This is a genomic window from Bacillus thermozeamaize, from assembly GCA_002159075.1.
Lineage (GTDB): Bacteria > Bacillota > Bacilli > ZCTH02-B2 > ZCTH02-B2 > Bacillus_BB > Bacillus_BB thermozeamaize.
In genome coordinates this window covers 1-13,852 of the sequence record LZRT01000078.1, presented here as the reverse complement: position 1 = coordinate 13,852, position 13,852 = coordinate 1, and the positions used below count along the sequence as shown (strand labels likewise).

Genomic DNA, 13,852 nt, shown 5'->3' with positions numbered 1-13,852 from the left:
CTTGTTTTTGCTGCCATGAATCTGAAGAAGATGGCGACCTGGCTTTGGAAGTCAGGTCCCCATCTAAAGCAAGTTGGCTTTTTGCTGGTGATTTTGGCCAACACCATAAAACAAACTCCCACGTTCCGCCTGAAACATGGGAGTTTGTCTTCAGTCTGGAACCCCGCCGGAAAATCGGCGGGGTTCTTGTGTTTCGGCATTCTCGTCAACAACACCGGCAGAAAGTCAAATTAATTTCATTCTGATCAAAAAAGTTTCAAGTCACGCCGTCCGTGTTTTTTTTACAATTGACTTAACAAATAAAGAGAGAGGTGAATGTTCCGTGGAAGCTGCAACCGGTCTGCAAAAACCGAAAACCGGGTTGACGCTGAAGCGAAAGGAATCCCTGGCGGGCTGGCTTTTCGTCGCGCCGATGCTGATCGGCATTTCCATATTTACGCTGTTTCCGATCCTCATCATGCTGATTTTGAATTTTTCCGAATGGGACTTCGTCATGGGCCTGGAAAATTTCAAATGGGCCGGATTGGACAATTTTGCACGGCTTGTTGACGACGCCAAATTCCACAAAACGTTCACGAACAATCTCATTTTCATGTTCACCGTGCCCATCTGCATGGCGATTTCGCTGCTGCTCGCCATCATCATCGACAAGCACGTTTACATGAAAGACTTTTTCAAGGTCACCTACTTCATGCCCTACATTTCCAGCGTGGTGGCCGTGGCCGTTGTCTGGCAGGTGCTGTTCCATCCTTCCAAAGGGCCTGTGAACTATTTTTTGCGGTTGGTCGGTATTGACAATCCGCCAAGATGGATCGCGGATCCGAACTGGGCCCTCGTTTCCGTCATGATGATTTCCATCTGGATATCCATCGGGTTCAACATGATCGTTTACCTGGCGGGATTGCAGTCCATTCCGAAAGATCTGTACGAATCGGCCGAAATCGACGGAGCAGGCGTTTGGACCAAGTTCAGCAAAATCACCCTGCCCCTGATTTCGCCGACGACCTTTTTCCTGCTCATCACCGGCATTATTTACACCTTCAAGTCGTTTGACCTGATCGCCGTCCTGACCAAAGGCGGACCGGCGGGATCCACCAGCCTCATGGTCTGGTACATGTATGAGACCGCCTTTTTGAATTTGAAAATCGGATTCGCTTCTGCCATCGGTACCGTCCTGTTTGTCAGCGTGCTGATCATCACCCTGATTCAATGGGTCGGACAGAAAAAATGGGTCAACTATTGAAGAACCAGATCTCGAGAAACCGGAGGTGGATGAGGGTGCCAATACTGAAAGCGCTGAACTGGAAAAAAGCCGTCGTCACAATGATCATGCTTGGTTGCGGAATCCTGTTTCTGCTGCCGTTTTTCTGGATGATTTCCGCCTCCCTCAAGTTCGAAAACGACGTGTTCACTTATCCGATCCAGTGGATCCCCGAACGCTGGAACGCCATCAACAACTACAAGACGGTCTGGTTGGGCGACTACCCGTTCTGGCTCTATTACCTGAACACGATCAAGGTGGCGGTGCTGACCACGCTCACGTCCGTCACGGTCTCGTCGCTTGCGGCCTACGGATTTTCCAAGGTCAACTTTCCGGCCGGCCGGTGGCTGTTCCTGATCGTGCTGGCCACCTTCATGGTGCCCCAGCAGGCAATTCTGGTCCCGCAATTCATCCTGTACCGGTCGCTCGGGCTGTTCGACACCCACATCGGGCTCATCCTGCTGAACAGCTTCAGCGTGTTGGGAACGTTCATGCTGCGGCAGTTTTTCATGACCGTGCACAACGACTACATCGAATCAGCCAAAATCGACGGCGCCGGCCACTTCCGCATTTTCCTGCAGATCGCCGTGCCGCTCGTCCGGCCCGCCATCGCCACGTACGCGATCCTGCGGTTCATCTGGACATGGAACGACTACCAAAACCCGCTCATCTTCCTGCGGACGGACCGGTTGATCACGCTGCAGCTCGCCATGCAAAAATTCTCGACCATCAACGGAGAGTATTATTCCCTGATCATGGCGGCCGCCGTTTCGGCCATCCTGCCGCTGCTCATCGTGTTCATCATCGGCCAGAAACATGTCATTGAAGGCATCACGGTGGGCGGCGTCAAAGGGTAAGCGGAAGTCAAAATATTTTAAAAAAAGTCATAGAACGAGCATGCGCCCGGTACGGCATGCGGATACATTGAAAGTGTATACAATTTCATTCCTACCGGCTAGAACAGGAGGGATTCCATGAAAAAGAAACTGTTGTCCGGCTTCGTCTGTCTCGTCCTGGTGATGAGTCTCTTGGCTGCTTGTTCAGGAGGGGGAAACGAACAATCGCAACCATCGTCAAACAGCGGACAAACGACGCAATCGCCAACAGCTTCACAAACAACCGACCAGTCGGCGAAAGAACCGGTCACCATCAAATTCCACACCCACGGCGTGGAACAACAGTACAACTGGTCGGAAACGATCGCCGCTTTCGAAGAGAAATATCCGCACATCAAGGTGGATCTCGTCGTCCTGAGCGAAAAGGGCGATTCCCAGGAAGCGCTTCAGAAGCTGGACCTCGAGGCGGCGAGCGGCGCGCAGCTTGACGTGCTGATGTTTTCCGACCCCACCTCCTACGCGCAGCGGGTCGACATCGGCATGGTGGCGCCGCTGGACGAATTCATCGCCAAAGAAGGATTCAACATCGCCGAAGAATACAAGGTCAACACGACGCTGAACGGCAAGGTGTACGCCCTGCCCGGCAAGTTCAATCCGTGGTACGTGCTGCTCAACAAGGATCATCTGGAAGCGGCCGGTCTTGAGGTGCCGAAGGACTGGACCTGGGACGACTTCGCCGAATACGCGAAAAAACTGACCACCGCCGATCATTACGGCACCTATTTCCACGGCCCGCAAAACGGCGGCTGGATGGAATTCCTGAAACTGCATTTGGGGAACCAGCTGGAGGGTTCCACGGATCTGTTAAAACCGGACGGCTCTTCCAATCTGGACAGCCCGCTGTTCCGGAAAACGCTGGAGCTCCGCTGGAAGATGGAAAAAGAAGACAAATCCGCGGTGCCGTACGCCGACATGCTGTCGCAAAAGCTGCACTACCGCACGCAATTCTTCAACCAGGACGCCAGCATGATCCTGATCGGCAGCTGGATGAACAGCGAGCTCGGCGGCACGGAGCAAAACCCGCTGAGCCACCGGGTGGCGGTGGCGCCCTATCCGAAGAACGAACCGTCCGATCCCGTGGGCGTTACGCCGGTGACGACGGACTTCATGGCCGTCGCTGAACGTTCGCAGCACAAGGAAGAAGCCTACACGTTCATCCGCTGGTACACGACGGAGGGGCTGGCCAAATACGGACGCAACATTCCGTCCTGGAACGGGGTCAGCGACGCCGACCTGGAAAAAATCATCGACTCGATTCTCAGCAACACGCTGCGTCCGGATCTGGTCGACAAGGAATCGCTTATTTACGTGCTGGCGAATTCCAAATCCAACCGGATCATCCCCCCGGTTTCCTATCAAGCGGAAGTGTACAAGGCCGTAAACGAAGAATTCGAACTGTTCATCCTGGGCGAGCAGGATCTGGAAGAAACGCTGAGCAACATGCAAAGCCGCGTGCAAAAAATCATCGAATCCAACAAATGACGGTCTCAACATGACAAACAGGCTGGTAAAATGACAAGTAAGGAACGGGATTCACTCCGTTCCTTGCTTGTCTGGGGGTCTCAGCCATGCTCCATCCGAAATTGCTGAAATCCAGCTCCTTCCGCTTGAAACTCATGCTCGCTTCCGTGGCCTGCATTTTGATTCCGACGTGCATCACGCTGGTGGTCTCCAATCTGGTGACCGAACGGGCGATGCGAGAGCAGGCGGTCACGGGCGCCCGGAACACGCTGCAGCTGGTGGACGGCTACGTGTCCAAGCTGATGGATCTGATGCTGTATACGCTCAACTACATCCAGGTGGACGCGGAAATCAACGTCGTGCTGCGGGAGCAGGCGTCCGAACCCGTCCGGCCGGATGCCGAATTGGAATACAAGCGGTTCTACGACGAATATTACACCGTGATCAAAAAACTGGACAATCTGTCCATGGCCGGCGGCGAACAGTTCTTCATTACCATCTTGTTGCCGAATGGCAAATCGTACACGAATTATCCGCTGGATGAGTATGATCCCGTCCGCTGGCGGGAGGAGCCCTGGTTCAGCCATTTGCGGAATCTGAGCGGCTTCGAGACCTATTGGGTCGGCACCGAGCCCACCGTGTTTCGCACCCGCAAAACGAATCACCCTTATCAGCTGTCCGTCGCCCGTCCGCTCCGGAATTCCCGTACGGAAATATACGCCTATGTCATCGTCACTATGCTGGAGGATGACATCAGTTCGATTTTCAAGCAGCTGGGCGGCGGCCAGGAAATTGCCCTGGTCGACGGCGGAGGACGGATTCTTTCCCACACGGATCCCGGCAAAATCGGAACCGGACTCGAATTCGAACTACCAGATTCACACGGCATCGTCCGATACAACGGGAACGATGTGCTGGTCGTCCGGCAAAAGATGCAATATGCCGATTGGTCGCTGCTGCTCATGTCGCCCTACCGGGAATCCATCGCCCGGCTGAACAATTCCAGCAAGGCCGTCTATCTCATCCTGTTTGCCTCCTTCTTTACGTTCATGCTGGTTCTCGTGTTCCTGATCGACCGGTTCACCAACCCCCTGAGGCGCCTCGGACGCCTGGCGGAAACCGTGCAGCGGGGCAATCTGCAGGTTCGCTCCCGCATCCGCGGGCAGGATGAAATCGGGTATCTCGGCACGTCCTTCGACCAGATGCTGGACCGCATCAACGAGATGATCCGGGAAATCACGGAGGAGCAGATGAAAAAACGGCAGGCGGAGCTGGCCATGCTGCAGGCCCAGATCAACCCGCATTTCCTGTTCAACGTGCTCAACTCCATCCGAATGAGCATTCTGCGCAAAGGCGACCGGGAAAACGCGGAGGTCATCGAGTCCCTGTCCCGGCTGCTCCGCATGACGATCGGTCAGGACAACGAACATATCAGTTTGCGGGAAGAAATCGATCTTGTTTCCCATTATGTCCGGCTGATGAACATGCGGCGCAGGGAAAAGGCCCGCCTCGACCTCGACATTCCCGAAGACGCGCTGGCCGAACAGGTGCCCCGCTTCTTCCTTCAGCCAGTCATCGAAAACGCCCTGATCCACGGTCTGAAGAACGGCGGCGGCACGATCCGGGTCGGCGTCCGGTACGAACCGGAACGGCTCGTGATTGCGGTGCAGGACGGCGGCGCCGGCATGGACCGCGACAAGCTGGAAAAACTGAAGGCCTCCATTTTCTCGTCCGGTGAAACGGGCGAAAGGGGAACGGAAAACCTGCACGGATTTTCCGGCATCGGGCTTTCCAACGTGTTCGAGCGCATGTGCATCATGTACGGCAAGTCCTTCGCGATGGACATCGACTCCGAAAAAGACCGGGGGACGACGGTGACGTTCACCATCCCCCGCGGGGAGGTACGGCGTGGCGATGTACAAAGTGATGCTGGTTGACGACGACTACCCGGTTCTGGAGTTTTTGTCGGAATCGGTGGACTGGCACGCCTTTGGCATGGCGGAACCCACCCTCCATATGGACGGAGAAGAGGCGCTGGCGCACGCCATCTCGGATCTGCCGGACATTCTCATCACCGATATCGGCATGCCCAACATGGACGGGCTGCAATTGATCGAAAAGATCAAGGAAATGAAACCGAACGTGCGCGTGGCCATCCTGTCCTGCCATTCCCAGTTTGAGTATGCGCGGCAGGCGATGAAACTGAACGTGCAGGATTATTTGCTGAAAGATACGCTGGACCCGTCGGAGCTGCAAAGGTTGCTGCGCCAGTTCAAAGAATCATTGGACGAGGAAAAAAGCGTCAACCGGCAGCAGGAAAACCTGCGCCAGATCTTGATCCGCAGCCGGGACAAAATGAAGGAAAACTTCATCCGCAGCACCATCCATCAGCCGATTCTGCATCCGGATCAATGGAAACAAGAGCTGGAATCCTTCGGTTTGCAGACAAACAAGGCGTTGTTTCTGCCGGTTGTGATGTACGTGGATCAATTTCGGCAGGCACGGGAGCGGTTTTGGACCGAGGATGTGCTCCGTTTTGCGCTCAACAATGTGATTGAAGAAATGATCGCCTCCCGCTCCGTCGTCCATTTCCCGTACAGCGCGAAACGATCCGTGCTGTTGTTTGCTTTCCAAGACACCCTGAAGTTCAATCCGTATGAAGAAACGGAAACCATTTTGCAGCATCTTCAGCAAAGTGTCAGGCAATCACTGAAACTGTCCCTTTCGTTCATTATTGGCGAGAAATGCCGAACCCCTGCGGAAATGCAAAAAGAAATGGCCGACCTGCTGTCCGGCGGCGGCCAGCGTTTCTATCTGGAGGACGGTTCCATCGTCAAGAAGCGGCATCCGACCTATGCTGACGTCGATTTGTTCCTCTATTATGACAAAGCCAGGGAAGAGTTCATGAACACGCTGCTGGATCGGCAAGAGGAGAGTGTGCATGAAACTGTCAACCGATGGATCCGGTTTTTCCGGGACCAACCCCGGCCTCCCGAAACCATCAAGGACTGGGTGCTGAAGCTGCTGCTGGACCTCAAACTGAAGCTGCTTTCCGTGCAATGGTTCCAGACGCCCCACTCCGCCGAAGCGTTGCACACGGAGATTTTCGAAATCGACTCCCTGCCGGAGCTGGAATCCTGGCTGACGAACTATCTGCGGTCGCTCAGGCCCGTCGTCATCCACATCCTGCAAAGCAGCGGCCGGCCCGAAATCATGCAGGCCATCCGCTACGTGTTCGCCAACATGGACAAACGGATCGGGCTTGAGGAAGTGGCGGCCCATCTCCACATGAATCCCAGCTACTTCAGCCGCATGTTCAAGAAGGAAACCGGCGAAACGTTCACGGACTTTGTCATCCGCATGAAGATGCAGAGAGCCCGGGAGCTGCTGGACACGACGAATTATTCCGTGGGGATGATCTGCGACATGCTCGGGTATGACAACCAGAGTTATTTCATCAAAACGTTCAAATCCGCCGTCGGCGTCACCCCCATGGAATACCGGCGAATCGGGGCGGTGGCCAAATGAACGGAAATCAAATGAACAACATGGACAAAGTCGGCATGAACCGGGAAAGCTGGAACAAAGAACAGATCGCGGCGTGCCTGAAGGCGGTAGACGGCTTGAAGGCGGACAAAGGCCGTCTTTTGTTTCCGGACGGCGTCGAGGCGTGGCGGGACCGGGTGATGGCAAATCCCGCCATCCGGCAGATGGCGGAGGAAATGAAAGAAGAGGCGGACCGGTTTCTGGCGCGTCCGATCCCCCATCTGCCCTGGTCCCTGTTCCGGCTTTTCGTGGATGAAGGGTCCCGGAAACCTTACGAAACCCCGTATTTTGAAAAACGGCAGCGGTTGACCGCCCTGGCGGTGACGGCCCTGCTTTATCCGGATCAACCCGTTTACCGGGAAGCGCTGTACGATGCCGTCTGGTCCGTCTGCGACGAATATACCTGGTGCCTCCCGGCCCATTTGCCCGCCGGGTTCGGCAGCGGCGCCGCAAGCTGGTCTCCCGCGCAGCACGTGGATCTTTTCGCCGCGGAAACCGCCTTCGCGCTGGCCGAAATCACCGCGCTGATGCGGCCCCGCATGCCGGAACGGATCGTGAGCCGCGTTCATGAAGAAGTACACCGCCGGGTGCTGGCTCCCTATATGAATCTCGGTCCCTTCGGCTGGGAAACGGCCCGCCACAACTGGTCCGCCGTCTGCGCCGGTTCGATAGGGGCGGCGGCCGTCTATCTGCTGGATGACGAGGAACGGTTGGCGGATGTGCTGGAGAAGGTGCTCGGTTCCCTGGCCTGCTTTCTGGATGGATACGGGAACGACGGGGTCTGCACGGAAGGATACGGCTACTGGGCGTACGGATTCGGTTTTTTCGTGTACGTCGCCGATCTCCTGAAGCGGCGAACCGGCGGCGCGATGGACCTTTTCACCTGGAAGAAGGTGGACGCTGTCGCCCGGTTTCCGCAGCATTGTTTCATGAGCGGCCGCAAGGTGGCCAACTTTTCCGACGCCGTGCCGGAAGCGGCCGTCGACCCGGGCTTTTTTCATTATCTGCATGCGTTGTTTCCGGATGTCGCCGTTCCGGAACGCCGCCTGCGAAGCCCGTTCAAGCCCGATCCTTGCGGCCGGTGGGCGCCGGCGATCCGCAGCATCGCCTGGTACCAGCCGGATTTGGCCGGGCAACCCTGGGGACCGATGTCCGTTTATTTTCCCGACGCCGAATGGCTGCTTTCCCGCCACGTCGAAAACGGGAACACCTATTTTTTTGCAGCCAAGGGCGGCCACAACGACGAACCGCACAACCACAATGACATCGGCCATTTCATTCTGCACGGGAACGGGGAGACGTTTCTGGCGGACATGGGCGCCGGCCTGTACACGGCCGATTACTTCGGGCCGAAGCGCTACGAGATCCTTTGCAACGCTTCTTTCGGCCACTCGGTGCCGATCGTCGGCGGCGCGGGCCAGCAGGCGGGCCGCGATTGCAGGGCGGTCGTCCTGAAGGCGGTCACGGGGGAACGGGAAGATGTGTTTTCCCTGGACCTCTCGGCGGCTTATCCCGAATCTTCCCTGACGCGACTGGTGAGGACGTTCGTTTGGCACAAATCCGCTTCGCCCAGTCTGACGCTCGAAGATGCGTTCGCCTTCGCCGGCGTGCCCGCCAACATGACCGAACGGTTTGTGACGCCCTTCAAGCCGGAACCGCTGGAAAGCGGTCGCATCATGCTGGGCGGCAACGGCCGGTTGGCCGTCGAATACGACCCTTCCCTGGCGGCCCCGGACTTAAAGCCGCTGGAATTTGCCGGCCACGACGGCCGGATGTCGATGTTTTACGCCCTGGACTTTGCGGTCAAACCAACCGGACGCGACGGAAAGATCCGGTTCAGGTTTGCATTCATTCCATGAACAAAGGAGAGATCCGAACCGTGGATGCTCGCGCCGCTTCCTGGACGGAGGAAGCCTGGAACAAGGTGAACGACAAGGTGAAACGGACCGCCGAACGCATCGGGGCCCGGTTTCCCCATGCGGTACACGGCGGGCAGTACGTGCTGGAACGGCCCCACTGGTGGACGGCCGGCTTCTGGCCGGGCCTCTTGTGGCTGCTGTACAGGGAAAACCGGCACGAACCGTTCCGGCAGATTGCCGAACAATGCGAACGCGAACTGGACCGGGTCATTTTCGATTACGACACCCTGGATCACGACATCGGCTTCATGTGGACGCTTACCAGCCTGGCCCGATACAAGCTGCTGGGTGATCAAGATGCCCGGCGGCGCGCCCTGTTGGCGGCCACCCTGCTCGCCGGGCGGTACAACCCGCAGGGGAAATTCATTCGCGCCTGGAACCCCTGGCACGAAAACCAGGACAACCGGGGCTGGGCCATCATCGACAGCCTGATGAATCTGCCATTGCTGTTCTGGGCGTCAGAAGAAACGAAAGATCCCCGCTTTTTCCATATCGCCAAATCCCACGCGGAAACCGTCCTTACCCATTTTGTCCGCGGGGATGGTTCCGTCTGCCACATTTTCGCCTTCGATCCGTTCACCGGCGAACCGGTAGGACCGCTGGGCGGGCAGGGGTATGACGAAACGTCCGCCTGGTCCCGGGGCACAGCGTGGGCGGTCTACGGCTTTGCTCACTGTTACCGCTATGCGCGGGACGTCAAATTCCTGGACGCGGCGAAGCGGATCGCCCATTTCTTCCTGTCGCATTTGCCGGAGGACGGCGTTCCCTGCTGGGATTTCCGCCTACCGGACGAGGTGCCGCATCCCCGGGATTCATCGGCAGGCGCCATTGCCGCCTGCGGTCTTTTGCTGATCGGCGACCTGGTGCCGCCTCGCGAGGCGGCGGCCTACCGGAACGCGGCGGAACGGATCCTCCGCTCCCTGTACACGCATTACGGCGCCTGGGACGATCCCGGCCACGAAGGACTCATTCTCGGGGGCACCGGCCATTTCCCCGAAGGAAAGAACATCAACGTCTCCCTCATCTACGGCGACTACTTCTTCGTGGAAGGCTTGTCCCGGCTGAGGGGCAACAAGGAGCTGTTTTGGTGATGGGGGAGAAAAGCCTTGTTCCACCATCCGGTGTTCCGGAACACTCCAATATTCAGGCATCCGGCGACCGGACGTACTGGCTCAATACGATGCTGAAAATCGCGGAGCCGGTGCTCGTTCATCTGGCGGAAGGGCGCCTGGCCCGTTCCATGCCGCACGAAGGCCTGAAGGAGCGCCGCATCTACGCGCCGCTCGAGGCGTTCGGCCGCACGCTGGCCGGCATCGCCCCGTGGCTGGAAACGGGTTCGGAAGCCTCGCTGCGGGCCCGGTTTGCTGACCTGGCCAGGGCCGGACTGGACATGGCCACGAATCCCGCCTCGCCCGACTATATGAACTTCAGCGAAGGCGACCAGCCTATCGTGGACGCGGCGTTTCTCGCCCAGGGCATTCTCCGCGCGTCGACGGAACTGTGGGAGAAACTGCCGGAGCGGGTGCGCCGGCAGGTGGCGCAGGCGCTGAAGCAGACCCGCACGCGCAAACCGTGCTTCAACAACTGGCTGCTGTTTTCGGCGATGATCGAAGCCGCCCTGCGCCGCATGGGGGAAGACTGGGATCCGATGCGGATCGATTACGCCCTGAAGCAGCACGAGCAATGGTACGCCGGCGACGGCGCCTATTGCGACGGCCCGCATTTCCACTGGGACTACTACAACAGCTTCGTCATCCATCCGATGCTGATCGACCTCCTGGACGAAATCGGCACGGAGGATCCGGAATGGGCGCGCATGAAGGAACCGGTGCTGAAGCGCGCGCAGCGGTATGGCGAAATCCTGGAACGGCTCATTTCCCCCGAAGGCACGTTTCCGCCCGTGGGGCGTTCGCTGGCGTACCGGTTCGGCGTTTTCCATCTCCTCGCCCAGCTGGCGCTTCAGGACAGGCTGCCGGTCACCCTGCCGGCACCGCAGGTGCGAAGCGCCCTGACGGCTGTCATCCGCAACATGACGGAAGCGGAAGGCACCTTCGACGAAAACGGCTGGCTCCGCATCGGGTTTTGCGGGCACCAGCCGTGGATCGGCGAATCGTACATCACCACCGGCAGCCTGTATTTGTGCACCGTCGTCTTCCTTCCGCTCGGGCTGGATGCAAAGGCCCCGTTCTGGAGCGGGGCCCCCGCCGACTGGACGGCCCGGAAAATCTGGTCCGGCGGGCAAGCCGCCATCGACCGAGCGCTGGATTGACGATCGAAGGACGGCCAGAAACCGGCATTCAAGATCACCGAAAACGGGAGTGAACCACCATGACCGACAAACCGTCCAACTTTGTCCCTTCCATCCATGATCCGGATTACGAAAAAGAATACCTTTCCAGGCCCATCGATCACCGTTCCCTGATTTGCGACCGCGGCCGGCCGGCGGAAAAACTGAACGGTTGGTGGAACTTCGCCGTCGACCCGTACGACACCTGCCTCCGGGCCAAATGGTACGAAGAGAAAACCGTCGACGAAGACGGGCGGACACTGCCGCTCGACTACAGCTTCGACCAGTGGGAAACGATCCGGGTGCCGTCCTGCTGGAACACCGAACGGGAGAGGTATTTCCTCTACGAGGGAAGCGCCGTCTACACCCGCAAGTTTCAATACGTCCCGCGCGGCGAGAAGCGGGTGTTCCTGAAATTTGGCGCCGCCAACTACGAAGCGAAAGTGTTTTTGAACCGGGAATACCTCGGGTACCACAGGGGCGGTTCCACGCCGTTCTGCGTGGAAGTGACGGGAAAGCTGCAGCGCGAAAACCGGATTCTGGTGGTGGTGAACAACACTCGCAAGCGCACCCGCGTCCCTTGCGAAAACACCGACTGGTTCAATTACGGCGGCCTGTACCGTGACGTGGAACTCATCCGTCTGCCCGCGGCCTTCATCAAGGATTTTGCGGTGCATCTCGTGCCGGGAAGCCAATTTTCCCGGATCCGGGCGGCCGTCTGGATTGACGGGGCCGACCGGGGAACCGCCCGCCTGACGATCAGGGAACTGGGCATCGATTGTCCGATTCCGGTGGAAAACGGCTCCGGAACCGCCGTCATCGACGCCCGGCCGGAACTGTGGAGCCCGGAACATCCGAAGCTTTACGACGTCCGCCTGTCCTTCGGAGAAGACGAAGTCATTGACCGGATCGGATTCCGCGAAATCCGGGTGGACGGCACCGACATCCTGCTGAACGGGGAAAAAATCTATCTGAAGGGCGTCAGCGCCCACGAGGAAAGCGTGAATAACGGCAAAGCCGTCACCGAGGACGAAATCCGGGAAAACTTCCGGCTGGCCAAAGAAATGAACTGCAATTTCATGCGCCTGGCCCACTACCCCCACACGGAAAAGGCGGCCAGAATCGCCGACGAAATCGGCCTGATGCTGTGGGAGGAAATCCCCGTTTACTGGGCCATCGACTTCGAAAACGAGGAAACATACCGGGACGCGGAAAACCAGCTGAGCGAGCTGATTCTGCGCGACCGCAACCGGGCCAGCGTGATCATCTGGTCCGTCGGCAACGAAAACGCCGATACCGACGCGCGCTACCGGTTCATGAGCCGCCTTGTCCAACGCGCCAGGGAGCTGGATCCCACCCGTCCCGTCTCGGCGGCCTGCATGCTGGACCACGTCAACCATGTGATCAGCGACCGCCTGGCCGACGTGCTGGACATCATCGGGGCCAACGAATATTACGGCTGGTATCAGACGAATTTTGACAACCTCGTCAAACTGTTCGAAAATAGCAAGCCGGACAAACCCGTCATCGTCACCGAATTCGGCGCCGACGCCAAGCCGGGCCACCGGGGCACGCGGGACGAGAAAGGGACGGAAGACTGCCAGCTGGACATTTATGAAAAGCAGGTCCGCGTGCTCGAACGCATCTCCTGTGTCAAAGGCATGAGCCCGTGGATCCTGTACGACTTCCGCTGCCCGCGCCGGCTCCATTTCACGCAGAATTTCTACAATACCAAAGGGCTGCTTTCCGCGGACAAGACCCACAAGAAACCGGCTTTTTACGTCATGAAAGATTTCTATTCAAGATGGTGAAACGTCTCCTATACCGGGAGTATATACAAAGAAGGGGCAGTTCTAAAAGTCCTTTGAATGACTTTTGGAACTGCCCTTCTCATAAAGTTACTGGTCCGACATCTATAAAAGAATGGACCTCTGTCAATAGATTGGACACATGGAATCGAGAAAATTACGCAACATAATCGTACATTTGTTCGCATTGAATGGGTGTGAGATACCCGATCGCCGAATGGACTCGTTTGCGATTGTAGAAAAACTCGATATATTCAACCTAAATTTCGAAAGCCCATTGTTTCGGTAAAATCACGAGATGTTAGCGCATAACACCCTGTAAATAACAGGGAAGTTCCCAGCCAGACAACTCCCCGTCAGCGTTGAAAGGTATTCCTCCCCCTCCCCCACCGCAAGGGGCTTTTGGTTTTCCATGTAAAATTGTGGGAATCTCTAACCTGACATGGTCGCCAGCCGCGCTTCGATTCGCTTCCACGCATGGCGGTATGGAAAGTCGTGAGCCAGTTTCAGGATGAGCTTCCGGCTGTGCCGAACGATCGTCGCCGCCCAATGGAAGAACTCCAGCCGAAACCTGGCGATCGTATAGCCCCAATGAACGGGTTCGCAATAGTCCCGCTTGAACCGCTCATAGAGGTTGTAAGCCAGCATTTTGATCAGCAAATCCAGCTCGTTGG

The 13,852-nt window shown here is 57.4% G+C and carries 10 protein-coding genes and 1 pseudogene; 10 read left to right on the top strand and 1 reads right to left on the bottom strand.

The features are described 5' to 3' along the window. Window positions 1-15: 15 nt before the first annotated feature. The 10 genes from BAA01_12210 (at window position 16) to BAA01_12165 (ending at window position 13,181) form a co-directional block, all read left to right on the top strand. Window positions 16-234 carry a hypothetical protein gene (locus BAA01_12210; GenBank protein OUM87263.1) on the top strand — a complete coding sequence of 73 codons (219 nt, stop codon included), beginning with the start codon at window positions 16-18 and terminating at the stop codon, window positions 232-234. 88 nt (window positions 235-322) lie between these two features. After that, window positions 323-1,243 carry a sugar ABC transporter permease gene (locus BAA01_12205; protein OUM87262.1) on the top strand — a complete coding sequence of 307 codons (921 nt, stop codon included), beginning with the start codon at window positions 323-325 and terminating at the stop codon, window positions 1,241-1,243. A 41-nt stretch (window positions 1,244-1,284) separates the two neighbouring features. Further along, entirely contained in the window at window positions 1,285-2,118 is an 834-nt protein-coding gene (locus BAA01_12200; protein OUM87266.1) for a sugar ABC transporter ATP-binding protein, read from the top strand. Window positions 2,119-2,235: 117 nt separating this feature from the next. Continuing rightward, on the top strand, window positions 2,236-3,639 hold the full coding sequence (locus BAA01_12195) for an ABC transporter substrate-binding protein (protein OUM87261.1): 1,404 nt from the start codon (window positions 2,236-2,238) through the stop codon (window positions 3,637-3,639). A gap of 86 nt (window positions 3,640-3,725) precedes the next feature. Then, window positions 3,726-5,555 (top strand): hypothetical protein, encoded by a 1,830-nt coding sequence (locus tag BAA01_12190; GenBank protein OUM87260.1) that lies wholly within the window; start codon window positions 3,726-3,728, stop codon window positions 5,553-5,555. Further along, window positions 5,533-7,146 (top strand): hypothetical protein, encoded by a 1,614-nt coding sequence (locus BAA01_12185; protein OUM87265.1) that lies wholly within the window; start codon window positions 5,533-5,535, stop codon window positions 7,144-7,146. Before BAA01_12190 ends, BAA01_12185 begins: the two co-directional genes overlap by 23 nt. After that, window positions 7,143-9,023: a hypothetical protein gene (locus BAA01_12180; protein OUM87259.1), complete on the top strand. Its 1,881-nt coding sequence runs from the start codon at window positions 7,143-7,145 to the stop codon at window positions 9,021-9,023. Before BAA01_12185 ends, BAA01_12180 begins: the two co-directional genes overlap by 4 nt. Beyond that, window positions 9,020-10,174: a glycosyl hydrolase gene (locus tag BAA01_12175; protein OUM87258.1), complete on the top strand. Its 1,155-nt coding sequence runs from the start codon at window positions 9,020-9,022 to the stop codon at window positions 10,172-10,174. The genes BAA01_12180 and BAA01_12175 overlap by 4 nt, the downstream gene beginning before the upstream one ends. A gap of 89 nt (window positions 10,175-10,263) precedes the next feature. Beyond that, the gene (locus tag BAA01_12170; GenBank protein OUM87264.1) at window positions 10,264-11,352 is read left to right on the top strand and encodes a hypothetical protein; all 1,089 of its coding nucleotides are present in this window, start codon (window positions 10,264-10,266) and stop codon (window positions 11,350-11,352) included. A 59-nt stretch (window positions 11,353-11,411) separates the two neighbouring features. Further along, window positions 11,412-13,181, top strand: coding sequence for a glycosyl hydrolase family 2 (locus tag BAA01_12165; GenBank protein ID OUM87257.1), 1,770 nt, complete (start codon window positions 11,412-11,414; stop codon window positions 13,179-13,181). 429 nt (window positions 13,182-13,610) lie between these two features. Here BAA01_12165 and BAA01_12160 read toward each other — a convergent pair. After that, a pseudogene (locus BAA01_12160) lies at window positions 13,611-13,852 on the bottom strand (transposase).

Bases quoted from the DNA above. Each gene is read 5' to 3' on its own strand.
- BAA01_12210 (OUM87263.1), top strand. From the start codon at position 16: ATGAATCTGAAGAAGATGGCGACCTGGCTTTGGAAGTCAGGTCCCCAT.
- BAA01_12195 (OUM87261.1), top strand. From the start codon at position 2,236: ATGAAAAAGAAACTGTTGTCCGGCTTCGTCTGTCTCGTCCTGGTGATG.
- BAA01_12190 (OUM87260.1), top strand. From the start codon at position 3,726: ATGCTCCATCCGAAATTGCTGAAATCCAGCTCCTTCCGCTTGAAACTC.
- BAA01_12185 (OUM87265.1), top strand. From the start codon at position 5,533: ATGTACAAAGTGATGCTGGTTGACGACGACTACCCGGTTCTGGAGTTT.
- BAA01_12180 (OUM87259.1), top strand. From the start codon at position 7,143: ATGAACGGAAATCAAATGAACAACATGGACAAAGTCGGCATGAACCGG.
- BAA01_12175 (OUM87258.1), top strand. From the start codon at position 9,020: ATGAACAAAGGAGAGATCCGAACCGTGGATGCTCGCGCCGCTTCCTGG.
- BAA01_12170 (OUM87264.1), top strand. From the start codon at position 10,264: ATGCTGAAAATCGCGGAGCCGGTGCTCGTTCATCTGGCGGAAGGGCGC.
- BAA01_12165 (OUM87257.1), top strand. From the start codon at position 11,412: ATGACCGACAAACCGTCCAACTTTGTCCCTTCCATCCATGATCCGGAT.